The sequence below is a fragment of the uncultured Campylobacter sp. genome (assembly GCF_963517995.1).
In the GTDB taxonomy this organism is placed as follows: domain Bacteria; phylum Campylobacterota; class Campylobacteria; order Campylobacterales; family Campylobacteraceae; genus Campylobacter_A.
The window spans coordinates 1-21019 of sequence record NZ_CAUQHQ010000030.1 but is presented as its reverse complement, the minus strand read 5'-3'; the positions used below and the strand labels follow the sequence as shown (position 1 = coordinate 21019).

The 21019-nt window shown below is 44.8% G+C and carries 22 protein-coding genes; 11 read left to right on the top strand and 11 right to left on the bottom strand.

Annotated elements, in window-relative coordinates:
• Positions 1-128: 128 nt before the first annotated feature.
• Genes RYL88_RS04880 through mqnE form a run of 5 tightly spaced genes read right to left on the bottom strand, consistent with a single transcriptional unit; the run spans position 129 to position 4907 of the window.
• The gene (locus tag RYL88_RS04880) at positions 129-857 is read right to left on the bottom strand and encodes a prepilin-type N-terminal cleavage/methylation domain-containing protein (protein ID WP_314989431.1); all 729 of its coding nucleotides are present in this window, start codon (positions 855-857) and stop codon (positions 129-131) included.
• Between the two features lie 14 nt (positions 858-871).
• Positions 872-2068: a hypothetical protein gene (locus RYL88_RS04875; protein ID WP_314989430.1), complete on the bottom strand. Its 1197-nt coding sequence runs from the start codon at positions 2066-2068 to the stop codon at positions 872-874.
• Between the two features lie 15 nt (positions 2069-2083).
• Entirely contained in the window at positions 2084-2524 is a 441-nt protein-coding gene (locus RYL88_RS04870) for a phosphoribosyltransferase family protein (RefSeq protein WP_314989428.1), read from the bottom strand.
• Positions 2525-2533: 9 nt separating this feature from the next.
• The gene (locus tag RYL88_RS04865; RefSeq protein WP_314989426.1) at positions 2534-3826 is read right to left on the bottom strand and encodes an NCS2 family permease; all 1293 of its coding nucleotides are present in this window, start codon (positions 3824-3826) and stop codon (positions 2534-2536) included.
• A 10-nt stretch (positions 3827-3836) separates the two neighbouring features.
• Positions 3837-4907 (bottom strand): aminofutalosine synthase MqnE, encoded by a 1071-nt coding sequence (mqnE, locus tag RYL88_RS04860; RefSeq protein ID WP_314989424.1) that lies wholly within the window; start codon positions 4905-4907, stop codon positions 3837-3839.
• Positions 4908-5018: 111 nt separating this feature from the next.
• Between mqnE and RYL88_RS04855 the strand changes: the two genes are divergently transcribed.
• The 4 genes from RYL88_RS04855 (at position 5019) to RYL88_RS04840 (ending at position 10474) form a co-directional block, all read left to right on the top strand.
• Positions 5019-5291 carry a hypothetical protein gene (locus RYL88_RS04855; protein WP_314989422.1) on the top strand — a complete coding sequence of 91 codons (273 nt, stop codon included), beginning with the start codon at positions 5019-5021 and terminating at the stop codon, positions 5289-5291.
• Between the two features lie 258 nt (positions 5292-5549).
• A complete protein-coding gene (locus RYL88_RS04850) occupies positions 5550-7475 on the top strand; it encodes an HD domain-containing protein (RefSeq protein ID WP_314989420.1) in 1926 nt (641 codons plus the stop codon).
• Between the two features lie 2 nt (positions 7476-7477).
• Positions 7478-9313: a glutamine--fructose-6-phosphate transaminase (isomerizing) gene (gene glmS, locus RYL88_RS04845; RefSeq protein ID WP_314989419.1), complete on the top strand. Its 1836-nt coding sequence runs from the start codon at positions 7478-7480 to the stop codon at positions 9311-9313.
• Positions 9314-9415: 102 nt separating this feature from the next.
• Positions 9416-10474 (top strand): hypothetical protein, encoded by a 1059-nt coding sequence (locus RYL88_RS04840; protein WP_314989418.1) that lies wholly within the window; start codon positions 9416-9418, stop codon positions 10472-10474.
• 225 nt (positions 10475-10699) lie between these two features.
• Here RYL88_RS04840 and RYL88_RS04835 read toward each other — a convergent pair whose 3' ends face one another.
• A complete protein-coding gene (locus RYL88_RS04835) occupies positions 10700-11536 on the bottom strand; it encodes a tetratricopeptide repeat protein (protein ID WP_314989417.1) in 837 nt (278 codons plus the stop codon).
• 130 nt (positions 11537-11666) lie between these two features.
• Here RYL88_RS04835 and RYL88_RS04830 point away from each other — a divergent pair, with 130 nt between their 5' ends.
• Together RYL88_RS04830 and RYL88_RS04825 are read left to right on the top strand one after the other, a co-directional pair.
• The gene (locus tag RYL88_RS04830; protein ID WP_314989415.1) at positions 11667-12038 is read left to right on the top strand and encodes an HIT family protein; all 372 of its coding nucleotides are present in this window, start codon (positions 11667-11669) and stop codon (positions 12036-12038) included.
• Entirely contained in the window at positions 12031-12882 is an 852-nt protein-coding gene (locus RYL88_RS04825; RefSeq protein WP_314989413.1) for a cache domain-containing protein, read from the top strand. Before RYL88_RS04830 ends, RYL88_RS04825 begins: the two co-directional genes overlap by 8 nt.
• Here the strand turns inward: RYL88_RS04825 and RYL88_RS04820 are convergent.
• The 5 genes from RYL88_RS04820 to RYL88_RS04800 all read right to left on the bottom strand — a co-directional run bounded on the left by RYL88_RS04820 (position 12879) and on the right by RYL88_RS04800 (position 16677).
• Positions 12879-13520, bottom strand: coding sequence for a HAMP domain-containing sensor histidine kinase (locus RYL88_RS04820; RefSeq protein ID WP_314989411.1), 642 nt, complete (start codon positions 13518-13520; stop codon positions 12879-12881). The genes RYL88_RS04825 and RYL88_RS04820 overlap by 4 nt on opposite strands.
• A complete protein-coding gene (locus tag RYL88_RS04815; protein WP_314989410.1) occupies positions 13517-14002 on the bottom strand; it encodes a hypothetical protein in 486 nt (161 codons plus the stop codon). The genes RYL88_RS04820 and RYL88_RS04815 overlap by 4 nt, the downstream gene beginning before the upstream one ends.
• Positions 13986-14654: a response regulator transcription factor gene (locus RYL88_RS04810; RefSeq protein ID WP_314989408.1), complete on the bottom strand. Its 669-nt coding sequence runs from the start codon at positions 14652-14654 to the stop codon at positions 13986-13988. The genes RYL88_RS04815 and RYL88_RS04810 overlap by 17 nt, the downstream gene beginning before the upstream one ends.
• 190 nt (positions 14655-14844) lie before the next feature.
• On the bottom strand, positions 14845-15918 hold the full coding sequence (locus RYL88_RS04805; RefSeq protein WP_314989406.1) for a type I restriction endonuclease: 1074 nt from the start codon (positions 15916-15918) through the stop codon (positions 14845-14847).
• Positions 15919-15942: 24 nt separating this feature from the next.
• A complete protein-coding gene (locus RYL88_RS04800) occupies positions 15943-16677 on the bottom strand; it encodes a LexA family transcriptional regulator (protein WP_314989404.1) in 735 nt (244 codons plus the stop codon).
• 86 nt (positions 16678-16763) lie between these two features.
• Between RYL88_RS04800 and RYL88_RS04795 the strand changes: the two genes are divergently transcribed.
• From RYL88_RS04795 to RYL88_RS04775, 5 genes are all read left to right on the top strand, one after another.
• Positions 16764-16949 carry a hypothetical protein gene (locus tag RYL88_RS04795; RefSeq protein WP_314989402.1) on the top strand — a complete coding sequence of 62 codons (186 nt, stop codon included), beginning with the start codon at positions 16764-16766 and terminating at the stop codon, positions 16947-16949.
• Complete coding sequence (locus tag RYL88_RS04790; protein ID WP_314989400.1) at positions 16950-19451, top strand: hypothetical protein; 2502 nt, start codon at positions 16950-16952, stop codon at positions 19449-19451. It begins immediately after the preceding gene.
• A 61-nt stretch (positions 19452-19512) separates the two neighbouring features.
• A complete protein-coding gene (locus RYL88_RS04785; protein ID WP_314989399.1) occupies positions 19513-20388 on the top strand; it encodes an AAA family ATPase in 876 nt (291 codons plus the stop codon).
• A 3-nt stretch (positions 20389-20391) separates the two neighbouring features.
• Positions 20392-20592 (top strand): sigma factor-like helix-turn-helix DNA-binding protein, encoded by a 201-nt coding sequence (locus tag RYL88_RS04780; RefSeq protein WP_314989398.1) that lies wholly within the window; start codon positions 20392-20394, stop codon positions 20590-20592.
• A 4-nt stretch (positions 20593-20596) separates the two neighbouring features.
• Positions 20597-20797: a hypothetical protein gene (locus RYL88_RS04775; protein WP_314392068.1), complete on the top strand. Its 201-nt coding sequence runs from the start codon at positions 20597-20599 to the stop codon at positions 20795-20797.
• The last annotated feature ends 222 nt before the right edge of the window (positions 20798-21019 follow it).

Here is a 21019-nt window from a genome sequence, read left to right as displayed (position 1 = left end):
AATTTAAAAAAATTAGGAAAAGATTTTTGGGTGGTATTAGATTTGAATGAAAATACCCCCCCCCTAGAAACGCACAAACTAGATACGTTTTCTTTAAAGGAGAGCTACTTAAATCCAAATCAATCCTTTTATTTTTTAGGTATCGTAGAATTTTTTTCTCCACGGACTTGAGCCTGATCTTTCGATGGAGTGATACTAGAGTATGAAACCTGCGTAAATCCGGTTTCCGGTGTCACGGTTATAATAGCCGTCTTTTTAGCTGTACTTAAAACTATTTGACAATTTTGTCCATTATGAACCAGCCTGTCATAACCTCTAGCCGCACCGCCGCCAGTCGTGCTTACCCCCTGCATAGGCCTTCCAAATTCATCAAAAGAAATAGTTTGCAAGTTGCCGTCTCCGCACACGCCGCGCAACTGCACATTAGTTATACCGAATTTTTTTGCTAAATTATATTTCATACTGGCCTTTTTGCAACTAGCTTTTGAAATACCGCTCCATCCGGAGCTCATAAATTTATTCGGCTCCAACGGGTCTCTTGCTACCTCATCTTCCGAATTTAAATTTCCGGTAGCGCTTCTATCATTATAAACGCTATATCTCCATTCGCTCGAGCCGTCGCAAAATGAAGCTTTGGTAAAACCTATACTCCACCTCTTTTTAAACCAGTTGGCGTCAGTAGGATCAAATTTATTATCTTGCATCGCTAGATGCTGGGTATATCGTATATGAGACATCACTTGGTCGGCAGCTTCGGCGATGTGATCGTCGTTTATTCTCGGTAGCGCCATAACGGCTATTATTCCTACTGCTACTATTACCACGACAAGTTCTAAAATCGTAAAGGCCTTTTTCATTCATTTTTCCCTAATTATCTTTCTTTCAACTTAAATCTTGCAATCTTTTTGCCGAATTTGTTAACGGCAATATTATCATAATTATCACTCAAGCTCAAATTTAGCAGGCGTAAATCTGCATCCTCGCTCGTGTCTATGCCGTAAAATTTAAGTCTCAAAGCAAGCTTTTTATCATCCGTAAAAATTTTTTCTATGCCCCTATCTTTTAGCTCTTTTGCAAGCTCTTTTGCCACGTGATATCTATAAACGAAATGCTTAGTCGGGTCTTTTAATATGCCGTAAAGCGTCTCGTTAAAAAGCACAAACAAAAATCCGGCAAGCAAAGAAGCTACCGCAAATGAGGCCAAAATTTTATATCCTCGCCTAAACATCGGCAGTCTAACGCGGTACGAGCTAAAAAACACCCGAACCAAAATCGGAACCGAAATAACGCAAAAAGGCAGGTAGTTTTCAAGCTCCAATCGCTGCCTGATCGATAAAAACAAGCAAAATAAAAATGCCGTTATACAAACGAACCAGAGTAAGTTTTTAGCCTCTTTTATCCAAATTCTATACATAGCATATACGAAATAAATGAAAATAAAAGGCGAAAACGCGGCGGCAAAGATGCTTACGGTATCAAGCAAATGGCCGCTAGGCTTGCCGCCGGAGTTAAATCCGTAAAGATAAAAACAAAGCGCGAAAAGTAGCGCCGCAACCCATGCCATCTTAGCGTCGCGCCTATAAACGCCGAATGCAAAAATAGCCGAAAAGTAAACCAAAAATGCGCCGCTAATAAAAGGCAGCACGAATAAAAGCGCGTAAAAGGCTAGCATTTTGCGTAGCTGATAAAGATAAATGCTTAAAAGCGAAAGCGCGATTATGATGCCGGCGTCGTTTACTAAGATCGCCGACGCCATTGTCGCAGGAAGCAGTATAAACACGACCGCGCTTACTACACGGTCAAATTTGCGTTTTAAAATTTGCTTTGAGACCTTGTAGAGCAGCGCGACGCTAAAAATGTGGCAAATAACAAAAGGAAGACGCAAAGCATAGTCGTTTTGCCCGAAAATCTCGACCGAAAATCTAGCCAAAACGGCTGAAATTTTAGGCGAGTTATAAAACGCATCCGCCTCGTAGTAGCTAATGCTAAGTGTGCTAATAGCATACGACAAAAAGCAAAAATCTATAAGGCAGATGATAAAAAGTAGAAACGTTTCCGAGCGCAACATGGCTAAATTTAGGGCTTAAATTTGCTCTTCCCAAAAAAACTCTATCCACTCGTGCGCCTCTCTCACCGTAAAGTCGGGCAGCAAAAGCGCTTTTCGTTTATAAAAGATAGTCGCTATCTTTAGCTCGATATGCGGGAAGCGTTTTAGAAGCTCTTGCTTGATAGCTATCATACTCTCGCCCGTGTCGATCATATCGTCCACTATCAAAATTTTATTAAATTTAGATAGATCAGGGATGTTAAAGATATCGATAGTATCGAGCTTTTTAGTCTCTTCATAGTGGATTGAGTTTAGCGTAAAAAGATTGCGGTTATTTAGCAGGCTCGCTAAAAAATGCCCCAAAGTAAGTCCGCCGCGAGCGACCGCCAAAATCACTTCTGGCTCGAAGTTTTCTTTGATGTCGCGCACCATTACTTTTACGTCTTTATGAAATTCCTCAAACGGATACTTTAACATGTTTTCTCCTTAATGCACTAAAAATACTATGAAACTAATGAGCGCAAGCACGATAACGCCGATATTTACGTATTCCCATTCGCGTCTCATGATACGAACCAGCAAATACGCCATAAATCCAAACGAAAGTCCCGTCGTGATCGAGTATGTAAGCGGCATCAAAATAACTATCAAAAATGTCGAGATAGCGATAGCGGGATCTTTAAAATTTATATTTCCAAGCTCGCTAAACATCAGCACGCCCACCATCACGAGTATCGGATATATCGCGTTTGAAGGGATGGCTTTAAAAAGCGGCAGCATAAAAATCGTAAGCACGAAAAATAGTCCGCAAAATACCGCCGTTAGCCCCGTCTTGCCGCCCTCTTCTACGCCGCTAGCGCTCTCGGCAAACGACGTCGTCGTACTAACGCCCACTAACGAGCCGGCTACCGTAGCTACCGCGTCGGCTTCGAGGGTTTTTTCTAGTTTTTCGACGCCTTTTTGATTGCTCTCGTCAAAGATTCCCGCTCTATTTCCCACACCCGCTAGCGTACCGATAGAGTCGAAAAGATCGGTTACGAAAAAGGTAACGATCACCGGAAGCAGCGCAAAAGATAGCGCGCCCATGATGTCAAGCTCTAAAAATATCGGCGATATCGAGGCCGGTAGCGAGATAAATTCTTTCGGATAGGGCGCGATACCCAAAACCCAAGCTATCACCGATGTCGTAAATACCGCGACGATGAAGGCACCCTTAACCTTCCATGCCCAAAAAAGTATGACGAAAAACAGTCCCACAAAACCCAAAATAACGTTTGGATCTTTTAAATTTCCAAGCCCTACCAGCACGGCGTCGTTATTTACGACTACGCCCATTTGCTGAAGTCCGACGAAGGCGATAAAGGCGCCTATGCCCGCGCTTATCGAGCGTCTGACGTCGTCTGGGATAGATTTTAAGACCCAGACTCTAAAATTCGTAAAAGACAAAACCACAAAAATCACGCCCGAAATAAAAACCACGCCCAAAGCCGTTTGCCACGGTATTTGCATGCCTAGCACGAGACCAAAGGTAAAATACGCGTTTAGCCCCATTCCCACGCTCATGGCCACGGGCGTGTTCGCCCATACGCCGTTTAGCACGGTAGCTATCACGGTTATGAGCGCCGTAGCCGTTATAAGCGCATCCATAGGCATGCCGGTTTTGCTCATGATTATCGCGTTTACGGGCACGATATACATCATCGTTAAAAAGGTCGTGAGTCCCGCGCTAAATTCGGTCTTTACGCTAGTGCCGTTTTGTTTTAGTTTAAAAAAATCCAACTTCGCCCCCTTAGTTATCGTAAATTTTTAGTTCGTTATACAAGCTATCTCGCTCAACGGGGACAAAGCCCGAGGTTTGGATAAGATCGGTAAAATTTCTAAGGCTCATACCGCTTGCCGATTTCGCCCCGGCCGCGCTTTGGATGCTCTCTTTTTCTATAGTGCCGTCTAGATCATCAGCGCCGAATTCTTGCGCAACCATGGCTAAATTTATCGTCGAGGTCGCCCAGTACGCCTTTATGTGCGCGACGTTATCAAGCACCAGACGCGAGATCGCAAATGTTTTTAAAATTTCGGCCGAGCCGGGATAGTTTTCTACTTTTAGATAGTTGTTGTCGCGCTGATAAACTAGCGGGATAAAGGCGTTAAATCCGCCAGTTTTGTCCTGCAAATCGCGGATTCGCAGCATATGGTCGATGCGGTTTTGCCTGCTTTCTACGTGGCCAAACAGCATCGTAGCGTTACTTTCTCTACCTTTTTCGTGCCAAAGGCGGTGGATTTTGAGCCAGTTTTGCGAGCTTACCTTGCCTTTGCAGATTTTACGCCTGACCTCTTCGTCAAATATCTCCGCTCCGCCGCCGGGCATGCTATCCACGCCGTATTCGAGCATCTTTTCTACGACTTCTTCATAGCTAAGGCCATGTTTTCGCGAGAGGAAATCCACCTCCGCCGCAGTTAGAGCTTTGACGTGGATTTGCGGGTATTTTTCTTTTATTTTTTTAAAAATTTCCAAATACCACTGCCATGATGTATCAGGGTTGTGCGCCGAGACGATATGTATCTCTTTTGCGCCGCCGGCGACGCTTTTTTCGACGATTTTTAGTATTTCATCGTGACTCATCGTGTATGGGTTTGGGTTTTTGCGGTTTGCCGAAAATGCGCAAAATTTACACACGTCCGCGCAGATATTGGTCGGGTTTATGTGGCGATTTACGTTAAAAAATACCTTTTTGCCGTGCAGTTTTCGCCGTTTGGCGTTTGCAAATTTACCCAGCGTAAAAAGGTCTAGGTCGTATAAGCCGGCGCATTCGTCCGCGTCCAGACGCTCGCCGCTTTGGAGTTTTTCTATTAAATTTGTCAAATTTTATTCCGAAAATAGATATTAAACGGCGATTATATGTTAAAAAAGCTTTGTTTTTGCAAAATTTTAGTATCATCGGATAAAATTTACACAAAAAGACGGCGGTAAAAAGTGGCTTTAAAAGGAAATTTAAACGGCGTTTTAGGAGGCGCGAATTTGGCCTCGCAGCTAAAAAAGCTTCAAGGCAAGGGCTTTGCAAATTTCATCGCAAAGCAAAGCGACGAGCTAATAAAAGCTCTATGCGCGCGGGTTTTGGACGAGATTTTTGCGGACTTTAACCCCGATGTAGATTTTATACCGTTTTGCGTCATCGCTACCGAAAAATACGCCGACAACCTCATCTCCACAAGCTCGGTTTTAGAAATTTTACTCGTCTTTAAATAAAACGCGGGTTTTAACTTAAAATTTATAATAAAAAAACTAGTCGCCGCACTGGAGGGCTCAAATTTAAAACTAAATATTAAAATTTTTGAGCTGGACGAGATTTTTAAGTCTCACAAAAACGACCACAAAGCAAAGGCCGCGTTTAGCCGCATCCGCTATATCTGCGGCTCGCGGACGCTTTATAAGGCCGCTAGATCGGAGATTTATAAAACTCGCGAATTTAACGCGCAGGAAAATCTTAAATTTTACGCCAAAAATTTGGGCGCTTTTAACGAGATCCCAAATATTAGGCAAGAGCCCGATCTAAAAAACGACCTTGGCGGTACGAACGACATCTACTACCTAAACTGCGCTCTAAACGGCTTTGAAAACGAGATCAGCATGCGCTCGCAGGCTCTAAAATTTATCGACGAAAAGGAGCTTAGCGCGCTAAATTTGGCGGCTGATTTTATCCTTTGCGTAAAATCGGCGCAAAATTTAACCTCCGACTCCGATGTTTTCGATCCCGCCAAACTAAACGAGATCACCGCGCTCATGCAAACAAAGTCCAAAAAGATGCAAGAAAACAGCAGCGTCATCTCGCAAAAGCTCTTTTCTTGCATGCACTCGGTCGCCGTTTTCTCGCGCTATCTGGTCGCTAGCTTTTACAGGAGCAAATTTACAAGCGGGGTTAAATTTAGCCAGTTGCGAGCCGCGCGGCTAAAAAACGGATTTTATAGGTTTGAAAATACGATTTACGTACCGCTGCACGTCCGCCCTCGCCCTCTAAACGCCGTGCTAAAGCAGCTTTTAGCTCTCGGCGACGCGGAGTATAAATTTGACGTCGGGACGATCTTTTACCTAAAACGCGCGCAAATCAGCAAAGAGGACGCCGAGGACTCGCTCGCGCTTTTTAGAAAAATTTTGATGCGAAACCACGCTCATTGCATTATCAAAGCGCTTTTGGACGCGGAGATTTTGCCCGTTTTGGTTAAGCCGCTCGAGCACGCCGTAAATTTGGCCGAATTTGACGGCTATCATAAATTTAGCGTCGGCGAGCACTGCGTTTTAAGCGTCAAATTTGCCGAAAATATCAAAGATAAATTCGTAAAATCGCTTTGCGACGAGCTCTGCCTCGAGGGGCGCACGCTGCTAAAGCTGGCCTTGCTACTGCACGACGCGGGCAAGGGTCTAGGCGGCGATCACTCGGTCGTGGGTTCAAACATCTTCCGCGCCTACGCTAGCAAGCTAAATTTGAGCGCAAAGGCCGTAAATATCGGCGTTACGCTCGTGCGCTACCACACGCTGATGAATGACGTGGCAAACCGCGAGGACATCTACGATCAGCGCACGATTTTTAGCTTTATCTCAAAGCTTGGCGATCCGCAAACCCTAAAACTCGCCTACATCGTCGCCTACTGCGTGATAAACGCGACGGATGAAAAGCTCTATACGCCCTATCTGGCGCGGCTTTTGCGCGAGCTTTACGGCATTTGCCTGCAAAGCTTCGAGGACGAAAACCTGCTTGACGAAGCCGCAAGACGCGTAAAAAAGGAGCTTAGCATCAGGCGAAACGCCAAATTTGCTGCCTTAAACGAAAATTTGAAAGAAAAAATATTCGCTATCAGATCAAATTTACTCTTCGCTAAATACCAACCTGACGGCATCATTAGTATCGCTCAAACAGCGCAAAACGCGGATAAACTAAGCGTGCAGGTACAAAATCATCAAAGCCTAAGCATAGAAATTTACGCGCAAAACTACCCGAATTTAGCGGTTTTGCTCTCGTCTTTGGCGCACCTTGATCTTGGATTTATGGAGATTTTCGAGCTGTTTGACGGTAAATTTTACGTCAAGCTGGAATTTAACAAAAACGTAAAATCAAGCGAGCTAGAAACCCTAAAAAACCTCATCGAGATCTCGCTAAAAAGCGGCGCCTCAGCGCAGATAAATCGCCCGATCATACTAAAAGGCGAGCTAAATTTCGACCCGAATCACTCGCAAGAGTACGCGAAGCTTGGCATAAACGCGAAAGATCAGCGCGGGCTGATGGCTTACGTATTGGGAGTTTTTAAGGAATTTGATGTAAAAATAGCCAACGCTAGAATCCAAACCGTAAAAAACAGGACGCGAAATTTGCTGCTTATCCAAAAGCGCGAGGGCGTGGATTTGGGCGAAATTTTAAAATTATTAGAAAGCGAGTAAACATGTGCGGAATCGTCGGTTACGTCGGCAATAGAGAAAAAAGAGAGTTTATTTTAAACGGATTAAAAGAGCTTGAGTACCGCGGCTACGATAGCGCAGGCATGGCGGTGATGAGCCTAGAGGGCGGTTGCGACAAATGCGCGCAAGAAATCGCCTTTTTCAAAGCCATCGGCAAGCTTGACAATTTAGCCAAAAAATCAGAGGGCTTTAGCTCTAGCGGCGAGGGCGTCGCGATCGGACACACGCGCTGGGCTACGCACGGCAAACCTACCGAGATCAACGCCCACCCGCACCTTGGCGAGCACTCTTTCGTCGTTCATAACGGCATCATCGAAAACTACAAAGAGCTAAAAGAGGAGCTTGAGGCAAAGGGCGTAAAATTTTTAAGCCAAACCGACACCGAGGTTATCGTGCATCTTTTTGAGGAAAATTTAAAAACTATCGGCGAGCCGTTTAAGGCGTACGAAGCCACGGTAGCGCGCCTACACGGTGCTTACGCGACGCTGCTTATCACCAAAACGGCTCCGGGCAAAATTTTCTTCGCCAAGGACGCCGCGCCGCTAGCTATCGGCAAAAGCGACGAAAAAGAGGTATTTTTCGCCTCCTCGGACGCCCCGCTGATCGGCCTAGCCAAAGAGGTGTGCTACCTAGACGACAAAAGCTACGGATTTGTTAGCATTGATGAGATCGCTGTTTTTAAAGACGCAAAAAAACTAAGCCCGAGCTTTGCCGCGCTGCCTGCGGATAAAAGCTACGCGCAAAAAGAGGGTTACCGCTTTTTCATGGAAAAAGAGATCTACGAACAAAGCGCGGTTGTCTCAGAAACGCTAATGGGACGCGTCAAAGAGGATGCGGTAGGGCTTGAAAATTTAACGGACGAGTACCTGCAAAATATCGATGATATCGTGATTTGCGCGTGCGGCACTAGCTATCAAGCGGCCCTTACGTCTAGCTACCTTTTTGAGCGACTAGCAGACGCTAGGGCCAAGGTCGAGATCGCGAGCGAATTTCGCTATAGACGTCCAAAACTAAACAAAAACGCCCTTTTTATCGTCATCTCGCAAAGCGGCGAAACGGCCGACACCCTAGAAGCGCTAAAAATCGCCAAGCAAGCGGGGCTAAAAACGCTAGCCATCTGCAACGTCGATAACTCCTCGATCGTGCGATTAGCGGACGACACACTGCTAACTCGTGCGGGCATCGAAAAGGGCGTAGCCAGCACCAAAGCCTTCGCCACGCAGGTAGTAACGCTGTGGATGCTAGCGCTGCAAATCGCGCAGGCTAAAGCCTCTATAAGCAAAGAAGAGCTAAAAAGCGAAATCGCCGCACTCCTGCACGTTCCGCAAATTTTAAATATCAGCAAAGAACCCCAAGAGCGTATCCGCCGCCTAGCTAAACACTATTTGCACGGCCATGGCTTCTTTTTTATCGGGCGCGATATATTTTATCCGCTTGCGCTCGAGGGCGCGCTAAAGCTCAAAGAGATCTCCTATCTGCACGCCGAGGGCTACCCTGCTGGCGAGATGAAGCACGGTCCTATCGCGCTTGCCGACGAGAGGCTATTTACGATCGCGCTAATGCCCAAAACCGTCCTCTACGACAAAACCAAAAGCAATGTCGAGGAGCTAGCCGCTCGCGACGCCTATATACTTGCGATTAGCCCCGAAGAGTTCGAGCTTAGCGACGATTTTATTAAAACAAGCAAGCAAGCTCACCCGATGAGCGAGTTTTTCGAGATGATGATCATCCTGCAGCTTTTTGCGCTGGAAATCGCCGTGAGGCTGGGCAATGACGTAGATATGCCGCGAAATCTCGCTAAAAGCGTGACAGTAGAGTAAATTAATAGGCGAAATTCGACGGGCGGGGGCGTATGCGCGCAAATTTGCAAAAAATACGAGGTTTTGGATGGCTACTTTCAGTGTCTCGTTTAAGGAGAAAATATGAGCCTGTTTGATTTTGACAAAAAGGCCAAAAAAGCGCAAATTCCAAGCACTTTTGCCGGCAGGGTAGATAAATTTTGGGCGGAATTTAGCGGCGTGATAGATGAGATCAAGGCCGATCTGGCGGCGAAAGAGTTTGAAAAGGCGATGCAAAAGACCGACGAGAAGCTTCGTATCTGCCTTGCCGAGCCATATTTTATGACGGGGCTCGTGGGCGATAAACTCGATCTGGTGCTAACTCCCGAGGGCATGAGGCACCGCCTATTTTGGCTAAGCTTCATCAAAAACGCTATGCCAAAGCAGCTTGAAGGTAGAATGCTCTGCACGCTCGGAAAGCCGCGCGCGCCGCGAGGTATCGGCGGGATCGAGATGTATGACACGAACGTAAACGCCGAAGAGTCAATGATCTACGCGCAGTTTAACGAAAGCGACGTGGATATCAAAATTTACAACGAAAACCTAGCGGCTCTGCTCGCGCAGGACGAGGGCAAGGCCTATAACCTTAGCTTTATCCTGCTTGATAACATCATCGGCGAAACGGCGATCATAAATACGCTAGGCGAGCTTGAGGTGCTAGCCGAACCCGAAGAAAACGGCGTACCGCTAAGCGAATTTGCCGATCTGGTCGATGAGAAATTCGGCGAAAAAGCCGCTCGCGAACCGCTAAAGAATTTTTTCAGCTACGAGATGGAGCCGCGCGGAAGCGAGGTGCGCGAGGACGTGATCGTGGGCACCACCTGCCTAACGAGCATCGTAAATAAGTACCTAAACGGCGAGCGCGACATCTACAATGAAGCTTACGAGCTTGGCATCAAATTTTGCTTTCTTAGCATAGGTAACGGCGGCGACGTACAGGCAGGCTTTGATCTGCGAAATAAAATCGAGGACGAGGAGCTAGAGAGCTGCGGCTCGTTTTTGGAAATAATCGGCGGCGCAACCGGGCAGAAGCGCGCATACATCGATCTCATCTGCTATGACGAGGAAAGGCTAAAAGAAAAAGTAAGCGAGCTTTGCAAAAAATATGGCGCGAATATACAAATCCACGACTTTAAGCGGTAAATTTAGCTGTGGACACCAAAATTATTTTGGATTTGCGCGCCCACGCTATTTTAATTTTGGCGCTAAATTTTACTTTTTGATGTTGGTTGCGGCGGATTATTCCGCCCATTTCTGCTAGCTCAAAAGCAAAATTTAACAAGCATCTCAGCACAAATAGTTCTAGATCTTTCTTGCGCTAGCCGTATTTTTAAATTTACAGCAGCAGGGCTTATTTGCTCGCTCGCCTCAACGCAAATTTTTTAGATACTGGCACGCGTTAAATTCTCCGAGCTTGCAGCCCCTGTCGTAAAGTTCTTTGGCGGCGTTTTTATTCTTTTCTACGCCCATGCCCTTTTCGTAGGCAAAGCCCAAATTTGCGCAGGCTAGCGCGCTAGCACCCGAGCAAGCGTTAGTAAAAAGCAAAACGGCTCTTTCGTAGTCTTTTTCCACGCCCTCGCCCTTAAAATAGCAAACTCCAAGATCGGCGCAAGAGCCTACATGTCCGCGCTCGCAAGAGGCCGCAAATATCTGCGCCGCCTTTGCCGCGTCCTTTTGCACGCCGCCTCCTATCGCGTAGCTTAAGCCAAGATTGTAGCACGCCGTTTCCTCGCCTAGCTCGCAGGCCTTGCTAAACAACTCATTCGTCTTTTTGCCGTCGGGATAGACGCCAAGTCCCTTGCCATAGCTATACGCTAGGCTCGCGCACCCCTCGCCTACGCCTTTTTCGCAAGCTTTAGCAAAAAGCTCGTTTGCCTTTTTGTGATCTTGTGCCGCACCTTGACCGTTTTGATAAAGTAGCCCCAGATATACGCATGCTTTTTCCGCGCCCAGCCCGCAAGCCTTGTCGTAGTATCGCACGGCTTTTGTAAATACCTTATCAAATTCGTAAAAATACCCAAGTCCCGCGCAATACATCGCGTTTTTCTCGCCGCCTTCATCGCAGGCAAGCTCTAAGTTTTTAATCGCAACCGATAATCTTTTACAAATCTCGTCGTTTCCCTTCTTGCACTCCTTACTAAGGTCGGCCAGCTCGCCGCCAAAAGACAGCGCCGCAAAAAACGCAAGCAAAATAAAACGTCTCATAAACTCAAATTTCCTTTCAAATTTTATAAATTTACCGCCGTAAAGCGCCGAAGCCAAAATGTCCGAAGTATAAATTTAAAAAGATTAAAATTCAAATTTGGCTAAAATCGCTATCAAAAAGGAGCTTAAAATGATTTTTGAGGACGAGCTGATTTTTGTCGAGCGAGAGACGAGCGAGATACCGTGGGTGAAAATTTTTACTAAAACGCCGTTTAAGGAGCTAACCGACTGCGACGAAGCGACGCAAAAAAGAGTTTTTGAAGCGGTTTTAACGGCCGAAAAAGTAATGAGAAAATTTTATAATCCCACAAAAATAAACATCGCAAGCTTTGCAAACTACGTGCCGCGCGTGCATTTTCACGTGATGGCGAGGTTTGAGAGCGATAGCTTTTTCCCGGAGTCAATGTGGGGCAAAAAACAGCGCGAGGGCGAGCTAAATTTGCCTGATTTTACCGAATTTTCTCAAATTTTAGCGCGCGAGCTAGGCAAAACACGTGAATAAAAAAATACTTCTAACGCTCGCATTCCTCGTAGTAGCAGGCGTTTTGGCGGTTTACAAGGCGCGCTGGGACGAGCAAACGCAGACGGAAAATATCAAAAAATTTCTTGACTTCCAAACGCAAATTTTAAATAAAAATATCGAAGAAGAAAAACTCTCCGCTATGACGGTAGCGGCGCTACTAGCGCAAAACGAGCATGTAAAAAAATGTATGAGCCAAAACGACCGCCGGATGTGCCTAGAGACGCTTGGCGAATTTACCAAAACGCTCAGCAAGGTGCCGATTTACCAAAATGCCAAATTTCACATCCATACGCCCGAAATGAGGAGCTTTGCCAGGAGCTGGATACCGATGTATAACGACGATCTAACGAACTTTCGCCACCTGCTAGCCGAGGCCAAAAATGGCGTAGCCGCGGGCATCGAGGTCGGTCGCGCGGGAGTTTTAATTAGGTCGGTCGCGCCGATATTTGAGGATAAAAAGATGCTAGGCAGTATCGAAGTACTACTTGATTTTAAGCATTTGAGCGACTTTTTTGCACAGCAAGGAATCGGACTTTTCGTCCTGCTCGACACTAGCGCCGACTCGCCGTATCAAAACGGCAGCGACGAGGGCATCATCGACGGCTTTCATTTCATAAATAAGAGCTACGCAAATTTAAACGTCTTGCCGATGCTAAAGGATGTCAAATTTAAAAGCGGAGGATTTTATCAGACGGATTCGCATGCCTTTACCGTCCAGCCGATGAACGACGCAAAGGGCGAGCGAGTGGGATATTTCGTGATTTATTTTAACTCCGACTCAAAGGAGCGAAATTTAGCAAAGCTGGGCGTTTGGTTTGACTAGTCAAGCAAGCTTTTTGAGTATGGCGAAAATTTATAGGTAAAGACGCTGCCTTTGCCTAGTTCGCTTTTAACGCCATACTCCACGCCGTTTTTCACGCAGATGCTTTGCACTATGTTTAGCCCTAGCCCAAAGCCGCCCTGCACGCCCTCGTCTCTGACGTAGCGTTTCCAAATTTTACTCGTGTCTTTTATGCCTTCGCCCTCGTCCTCGACTACGAGCACGATTTTGCCGCTTTTTTCAAAAAGGCGTAAATTTATTACCGCTCCCTCGCGGCTGTATTTTACGGCGTTGCTTAGGTTGTTATCGATCAGTCTGCCCGCCTCTATCTTACTCATGAAAATTTGCAAATTCGGCTCGATGAAGTCGTAAATTTTGATATTTTTCGCCATCGCGATACCGCGCATATACCGCGCTCGCTCGAGGCTAAATTCGCTCAAATTTAAAATCTCCGGCGGAAATAAAATGTATCCGCGCTTGATGTAGTACTCGGTGTCCTCGTATGTAACTTGCATCTGCTTTAGAGCTGAGCGCATGCGGGTGACGTATTTGTTATCAAGGCCTAGCATCTCAAGGTTTATGCCGATGACTCCCAGCGGCGTTTTTAGCTCATGCATCGCGTCGTTAAAAAAGTTATTCATATATTTTTGGCGTCTTTATATGGCTTTATCCCGCTAACAAACGACAAATAAAGCGCGAAAAATACGACCACGAGCGCAAAGGCAAGAGTTAGAGCCGCGACGAATAAAATCCTAGCCGCGTTTTGCTTTTTGGCTAGCACGAGATAATAAAACTCGCCGTCCGCGCGAAAATAGGTCTTGTAAAAAAGATGGCCGTTTTCTTGGCGGGTGATAAATTTTAAATCGCTCGGGCGTGCGTCTAAATTTGAGATGATTTGCTTTTCTTTGAGATCAAAAACGCCGTATCTATATGTGAGCGAAATAGGCAAAGTCTCGTTTTTATCGAGCGCTTTGCGGATTTTGCCCTCGTATTCTAAAAGCTCGAACATATTTTTTGAGTATTCGTCTTTGGAGCTTAAATTTATAATCTCATAGCTTTGAAATATAAACAAAGCCATGATGATAAAAGTGGCCAAGATGGGGATTTTAAGATTTTGAAACATTTATCTTATAGCCTAGTCCGCGCGATGATTTTATAAACTCGGGAGTCGTTTTTTGACGGATTTTTAGTATGTGCATGCGTACGTCGGCAGGGTCGATTTCCTTATCGTTCCACACCTCGGCGCGTAGCCGCTCGATACCGACAAAGCTATTTTTATGAAACAGCAAACACTCGATGATGCCGAATTCTCTTGTACTTAACTCAACCGGCTCGCCTTTAAATTTAAGCCGCTTTTTTGCTGTATCGAGGCTAAAGTTTTCATCGATCGCGATCAAGTTTTTATCGTCTCTGCCGTGATATTTTCGCATTAGCTCGTTTACTCTAAATTTGAGCTCGGCTAGCTCAAAGGGCTTTTTTAGATACTCGTTACAGCCCAGCTCGTATCCGACCGCCATATCGTCTATATCTACGAGCGAGGTCATTATCATTATGGGTGTTTCACAGCCGATATCTTTGGCGTATTTTATCACCTCGTGTCCGCTGATATGCGGAACCTTGATGTCAAGTATCAGCAAGTGATAAAAGCCCGCCGCTATCTTATCGCAGGCGACCTTGCCGTCTGGCGCCTCATCCACCTCATAGCCAAGACTTTCTAGGTATTCGCTAACGCTCTTGCGATATACGAAGTCGTCTTCAAGCAGTAAAATTTTCATAAATTTGTAAAGTTTTGTCAGAAATCAAAGTGAGGGAAAATTTGAGCTGAGTGCCTAAAAATAGGTATTGAGAGCAGATTTATCCAAAATCAAAGTGGCGAAATTTTACTTTACATCTTTTTACAAAAACTTTACAAAATTTTACACCGCTTTTAACACCCGTTTAAATGGGCATTAAAAGCGTTTTTTGTTATTCTGCGCTTTCTGCGCCTTGTACCCTTTTGAGCGTAGCGATGAGTTTGTCTCTAAATTTATAAATATCTTCGAGCTTTTCTATCGGATACTTGGTTTCTTGTTTTTCTATCTCGTGGATGCCGATGTACTTATTTGCTGTATTAAAGTGCAGTCTGGCTATCCATTTGCGGTTGTTATCTTCAAACAATACTCCAAAATAGCTTTTTGTATCTCTTGCATAAATTTTTTCAAGCTCTACATGCTCGCCAAGTATCGATTTGATGATAAAAAAGCCTTGCAGTTCCTCTTGCGTGGTTACGATTTTGGCTTCATCTTCGCTATTTTCTTCGTTCTCATCAGTGATATTTGCCGTTAATCCGGCACGTATAGAGTTTATCTTCTTTGAGGCGAGATCGGCTACTATCTCGCCCAGGGCGGACTTAGTGTAAGTTCTAAACTCATCTAGTACATTGCCAGTTATGCGCGTTCCTTGCGAGAGTATCCTGACGGCAAACATCCTCGCTAGATCGTCGCTAGGCCTAGCGGTCTCTTCCTCAAATATCTTTTTAATCTCCAGTATATAGCGCTGCTTGTTTGCCATTTCCAGTATCGAGTCGATGTTTAGGCTGCTTTTTGTGAAGCGCTCTAGCGCCTTTACGTCGCGCTTATTTAGCTCATCGAGATTTACTATAAGAAACGGGCTATCGTCAAGCTTATTTTCTTTGTTGATGTCGGAGTAAAAACGATACTCTACACCGTTAGTTAGCAGGGCAAATTTCGCGTCCGTAACCCCAAAATAGCGGTAAAGCTGGCTAGAATGCTTATCGAGCGTCTCGGTGTGCTTTTTGACCTCTACGATGATGAGCGGCTTACCCTCGTGCATGATAGCGTAATCGACCTTTTCGCCCTTTTTGATGCCCACATCGGCGGTAAATTCGGGCACTATGACGGTCGGGTCAAATATATCATAACCCAAAATTTGAAAAAACGGCATCACAAACGAGTGCTTCGTGGCTTCTTCGGTTTGTACGGAGTCCTTGATGCTCGCTATTCTAGCGCTTAAGCGCTGTAGATCCTCGTATAAGTCCATAAATGCTCCTTTTTTTGATTGATTTTATATAACACGGCGCAAGACTTTACCCACGATATATACTTGCGCGTCGTCGTCTGGTCCTATGTCGTAGCTTTCGTAGTCTTTATTAACGCTTTTTATGTGCAGCGTGCCGTCGGGGCTCTTTTGCAAGAGCTTGACCATAAAGTTATCGCAGTAATTGATGATATATAGCCCGTCGCCTTCAAATTTCGCCGTAACGTCCGCGATCACCCAGCTATCGGGGAAAAGCATCGGCACCATCGAGTAGCCATCCACTTGCATGCAACGGATTCTATCGATTTTTTTAGGGCGTACTTTAAAAAGCATCTGGGAAAAAGGTACCAGTACGTCAGTATCATAGACCTCAACACCGTTTATGTCGACGCTCTCACCTGCCCCTACGGCCGAACTAAGTTTGCGGATGAGAATTTGATCGTGGGAAATTTGATCCGCTTCTGTTTTTTTAAGGTTGGAGAGGTTGTCGGACATATTGGCGGACAAATTTATAGATTGGCGGACATTTTTTTTAGGCTTATTGACGGACAAGTCTACAGACAATTCATCGTTTATAAAATCAGACGGAGTAACATTAAATGCTGCAGATATTTTTTTGAGGTTATCAAAAGTAAAATTTTCAGATATATTGGCTTCATATTTTTTTATTGAACTTAATGATAATCCAGAGGCGTTTGCTAAATCATCCTGCGTCCACCCATAAAGTTCTCTATATTGTTTCATTCGTGTTGATAGTTCCATATTATATCCTTAAACCCTTGACAAGTTCAAAATTTTACACTATAATTTCACAATCAATTAAGAATTATATCAAAGGAAGCTTAAAGATGGTAGATTTAATCGGCAACGTCAAAAAAGGCTCTATCGCATGGCAAGTCCAGGTAAAAACCGGCAAGACGCTACGCAGATTCTGTCGCGAACACTCATTGAGTTACGGAAGTATAGCTAGCAAAAAATGCTATTCCAAGAAAGCTCTGAGCGTATTTAAAAAATTCGGTATCAAAGCAGCTTAAATGTGGTTAGATAGCAAAAAGGCAGCCGAAATTCTAGGTATAAAATACGACGCCCTGCAAAAGGCTACTAATAGGGCGACAAAGAAAGGGAAAAAATTTTGCCGAATAAGGTTCAATATAATCAACTTTAATTATATTGACGGCAATATCGGCGGCGCTGCAGGCAAAACTCTCCAAATTTGGATCGACGACGATCTAATCAACGATAAAAACAGCGAAATTTCACAGGCGGGCAAGGAGTCTAGGGTAAGTTGGGAAAACGACGCCTGCGCCCGCCTCTTAAATTTCACTAATGGAGAGAGCGATGGATACATCTATGCAGATACTAAGTTGGACGCTAGGGATAGTGTCGATATTCGGGGCGCTAACGGTGGCGTTTTTGGCGCTGGCTTCGCTAATACAAGTAGTGGACGAGATCAAGAGCAGACGCAAATAAATTCAAACCAAAGGACAAACGATGCAAATAGAGGCGATGGACGCAACCAAGGAAGTAACTACGCGAGCGATAGCTCATACGAACAATACTATGAGCAAAGAGAAGCGAGAACATATAGCAGAGCGTATGAAGCAAATGGGATTTATGAATGTGCGAATAACGAGCAACGGGGTTTATGGCTTCAGAGTGGGGGCGAAGAGCGCGCAAACAGCATAGCCGTCAAAGACGAGGCGGTAGAGTGCGAGGTGGTAGAGCAAGGCGGGTTAAATTTGCCCGCTACGCTTTCTTTTGCTCAGAGCAAATTCGCAAGCGCCAGCGAAGCCAAAAAAGAGCTCGCTCTCATCAAAAAAATGATAATAGACGAGTGGAATAAGGCCAAAGGCAAGATCAAAGAGGTTGATTTTATAGAGTATATAAACGCTAAAAAAATATATCCTATAAAGCTAACTGCAAACAAGCTCTACGCGTGGCAAAGAGCCTATAAGGCGGGCGGCATAGATGCCTTGATAGACGATCGTACAAGCACTAAAGAGTGCGAAATAGAAAGGCTGGGTCTTAGAGAACTAGCCATTAAGCTCATACATGCTCAGCGCGGCCGCATAAACTCTTATAATATTTACAAGATGTTAAATTATCACGCCGTGAGCGAAAATTTGCTTTCTCACGACGATTTTCAAGGCAAAAAAGACGAAATAATAAGTTACGAAGCGGTAAATCGCTTTGTAAAAAAATATCTAAAAGCCAACCCTATGCTAAAAACGCTAATAGAAAAAGGCGAAGACGGAGTGATAAGTAAATACCTAAGCGCCATGGGCAAGAGTAACTGGGCCGCATATAGCATAAATCAGATCGTAGAGATAGACGCCAGCCCGCTTGATATCATCTGCTCGGCATCCGATCTTTGTGACAAGATAGGCTTTAATAGCGTAAACAATGTTTTTAAGGACAAAGAAGAGTTTAAAAAATTCGTCGAGGAGTGGCAGCAAAGATATACCATAATAGGCCTCATAGACACCTATAGCGGAGTAGCTAGCTTTCACGTAACTAGCACCGAAAACAGCTCGGGCATAGCAAGAGCTACGGCTAAATACATACTTCGTTACGGCAAACCGCAAGTCATAAAAGGAGATAACGGCAAAGCCTTCAAATCAAAGGCGAATTTTAGCTTTTTGGGTGCCATAGGTGTAGAGTATAAGGCCGTAAAAGCCTATAGCGGCTGGCTAAAGCCGTATGTAGAAAAAAACTTCGGCTCTTTACAAAACGGTCTGAGCGAATGGCTAAAAGGTTTCATCGGCCACAACATAAACCAACGCCAAGCCATAGAGTTTTTCTTTTCTAAAAAGGAGCGAAGACTTAAAAAAGGCTTTAAAACCAATCTAAAAGACCTAAATTCTATCGACGAGATAAACTCTTTAATAGACGACTATTCGGAGAAATTTTTAAACAACCGATATCTTGATAGGCTGGGCAAGACATGCAGGGAAGCCTACAACGAAAAAGTAAAAGAGGCCGAACCTATGAACGCGCTAGAGCTAAGCTTGTATCTAGCTCAAAAACAAGACAAATGCGTGCTAAAACAAGGCGTGAGCGTGGATGGAGTGTGGTTTAGCAACGAGATGCTATATAACTATTCAAGGGTGTTCGTAAGGGCAAACCTTGATAACGTAAAAGAGCAATTCGTGTTTGACGAGAACGATACATTTGTTTGCATAGCCACACCAAAAGACCTTGAAGAGGGCAGCAGCGTAGAGGCGGCAAAGGCCGCTCAAAAGATAGTGCATAAAAGAGTAAAGGCGCTCAAAGAAAAATCATCCAAAGATAGAGCCGAGGTAGAGGCGTTTTTCACAGACTACGTAAAAACCGTCGAGGCCAGTCGCGCCGTACAGCCTGCTACCAAGGGGGCTAATGACGAGATAGTTGCTCGCATAGAGCTAGATCACGCCCAAAGAAAAAGCGCCGAGCTGGATGATGAGTATATGAAATTCGCTGCAAAAAACAAGAAGAAAAAAGAAAAAGAGATTTTAGGTTTTGAAGCTATGGCGCAAGCTAAATTTAAAGCCGTTTAAATAGTTTTAAACGCTCTTTTAAAGACGTTTAAAAGTGTTTAAATTTTATGAAAGGACGGATATGAAAACGCTAAAACAAGAGTTTGACGAGTTTTTGAAGCAAAGCGGATTAAAACAGGCTGACGTATGTCGCTCGATAAACGTGACGCAGTCAAGACTTAGCCAAATTTTAAACGGCACCTATCCAAGCGACGGAAGCAAGGTTGAAACCAAGCTAAAAGACTATATGGATAACCACAGGAGAAGAACTCAGGCGCAACAAAGCTCTCAAAAAGAGAATAGAGATGAGATCTTCGTTTCAAAGGATTTTAAAAATGCTACGTATGTATTTAACGAGTGCGCCAGCGAGCACGATTTGGGTCTGGTCTACGGGATGGCAGGCACGGGCAAGACTACGGCGATAAAGGAGTTTTGCAAGCATAATCCAAATGCAATACACATAAAAAGCAATATTCACACGACGGCTGCGGTGCTGCTTGATGAGCTTTGCGAAGTATTAAAAATCACTCCCCCGCGACCTATCTATAAAAAACTAAAAGCGGTGATGGCTGAACTTAGCAAGAGCGACAAGATATTAATCATAGACGAGGCCGAAAATCTGCCGTTACGCGCGCTTGAGACAGCTAGAACGCTGTATGACGAGACAGGTACGCCAGTGATATTGGTAGGCACTCCAAGACTCATAGACAATCTAACGGGCAAAAACATGGAACTAAGGCAGATGTATAACAGGATAGACGTCAAATATATCATGCAAGGTCTTAGCGAGGACGAAAGCAAGGGGTATTTTAACGAGCATTTTTATAGATGGTGTAGAGGAAATTTTAGGAGTTCAACTAAGCTATATAAGCAAGCCAAAAAACTAGCTGAATTTAATCAAATCGGTATAAATGCCGAGATAGTAGCCAAGGCTACCGAAACGATAATCCTAGGCTAAAAAATGACGCTAAAAGAGATCGTCCAAATCCTAGGCCTAAGCACTGAGCGAGTGCGCCAGATAGAGCGCAGCGCCCTAGCAAAGCTAGCTCACCCTAGAAACCGTAAAAAATGGGAAGAGATTAAAGAAACGATGGCGATGATACAAAAAGATAGGGTTCGCGCAGGTTTGGGCGACGTAGGCAGCTATGCCGGAGAGGAGTAAAAGGATGAAATCAACGAGAGTCGTACGAGGCGAGTTTTTAGCGTTAGCTTTAGCGTCAGCTCTTAGCTGTGTTTTAGCACCGCTAAAGAACGTCAATATGATACGAGGACTAAAAGCAAATTACTCAAGAAAATTTTACGAGCTGGACGGCGAATATATCTGCATAAAAGGGACGAAAATAGCCGTCGATACTATCAAAATTTAAGTGTTTAACGAGCCGCCCGCGGGCGGTTTGATTAAGCATTTAGACTTAAATTTAAGGAAAGGAGAGCGAATGAAAACTGCAAGATTGGTGTTTGTTTCGACCCCGTACTCGAGCATAGAGTGCAAAGATAGAGACAGAGACTACTATGCGAGGCAAATAGCGCAGCAAGCTTGCGCTATCGTCAGGCAAAACGGCTACGAGCCTATCTCACCTGTGCTTGCG

Coding starts and splice junctions, on each gene's coding strand:
- RYL88_RS04880 (WP_314989431.1), bottom strand. CDS start 857: ATGAAAAAGGCCTTTACGATTTTAGAACTTGTCGTGGTAATAGTAGCA.
- RYL88_RS04875 (WP_314989430.1), bottom strand. CDS start 2,068: ATGTTGCGCTCGGAAACGTTTCTACTTTTTATCATCTGCCTTATAGAT.
- RYL88_RS04870 (WP_314989428.1), bottom strand. CDS start 2,524: ATGTTAAAGTATCCGTTTGAGGAATTTCATAAAGACGTAAAAGTAATG.
- glmS (WP_314989419.1), top strand. CDS start 7,478: ATGTGCGGAATCGTCGGTTACGTCGGCAATAGAGAAAAAAGAGAGTTT.
- RYL88_RS04840 (WP_314989418.1), top strand. CDS start 9,416: ATGAGCCTGTTTGATTTTGACAAAAAGGCCAAAAAAGCGCAAATTCCA.
- RYL88_RS04835 (WP_314989417.1), bottom strand. CDS start 11,536: ATGAGACGTTTTATTTTGCTTGCGTTTTTTGCGGCGCTGTCTTTTGGC.
- RYL88_RS04830 (WP_314989415.1), top strand. CDS start 11,667: ATGATTTTTGAGGACGAGCTGATTTTTGTCGAGCGAGAGACGAGCGAG.
- RYL88_RS04820 (WP_314989411.1), bottom strand. CDS start 13,520: ATGAATAACTTTTTTAACGACGCGATGCATGAGCTAAAAACGCCGCTG.
- RYL88_RS04815 (WP_314989410.1), bottom strand. CDS start 14,002: ATGTTTCAAAATCTTAAAATCCCCATCTTGGCCACTTTTATCATCATG.
- RYL88_RS04810 (WP_314989408.1), bottom strand. CDS start 14,654: ATGAAAATTTTACTGCTTGAAGACGACTTCGTATATCGCAAGAGCGTT.
- RYL88_RS04805 (WP_314989406.1), bottom strand. CDS start 15,918: ATGGACTTATACGAGGATCTACAGCGCTTAAGCGCTAGAATAGCGAGC.
- RYL88_RS04800 (WP_314989404.1), bottom strand. CDS start 16,677: ATGGAACTATCAACACGAATGAAACAATATAGAGAACTTTATGGGTGG.
- RYL88_RS04795 (WP_314989402.1), top strand. CDS start 16,764: ATGGTAGATTTAATCGGCAACGTCAAAAAAGGCTCTATCGCATGGCAA.
- RYL88_RS04790 (WP_314989400.1), top strand. CDS start 16,950: ATGTGGTTAGATAGCAAAAAGGCAGCCGAAATTCTAGGTATAAAATAC.
- RYL88_RS04785 (WP_314989399.1), top strand. CDS start 19,513: ATGAAAACGCTAAAACAAGAGTTTGACGAGTTTTTGAAGCAAAGCGGA.
- RYL88_RS04780 (WP_314989398.1), top strand. CDS start 20,392: ATGACGCTAAAAGAGATCGTCCAAATCCTAGGCCTAAGCACTGAGCGA.
- RYL88_RS04775 (WP_314392068.1), top strand. CDS start 20,597: ATGAAATCAACGAGAGTCGTACGAGGCGAGTTTTTAGCGTTAGCTTTA.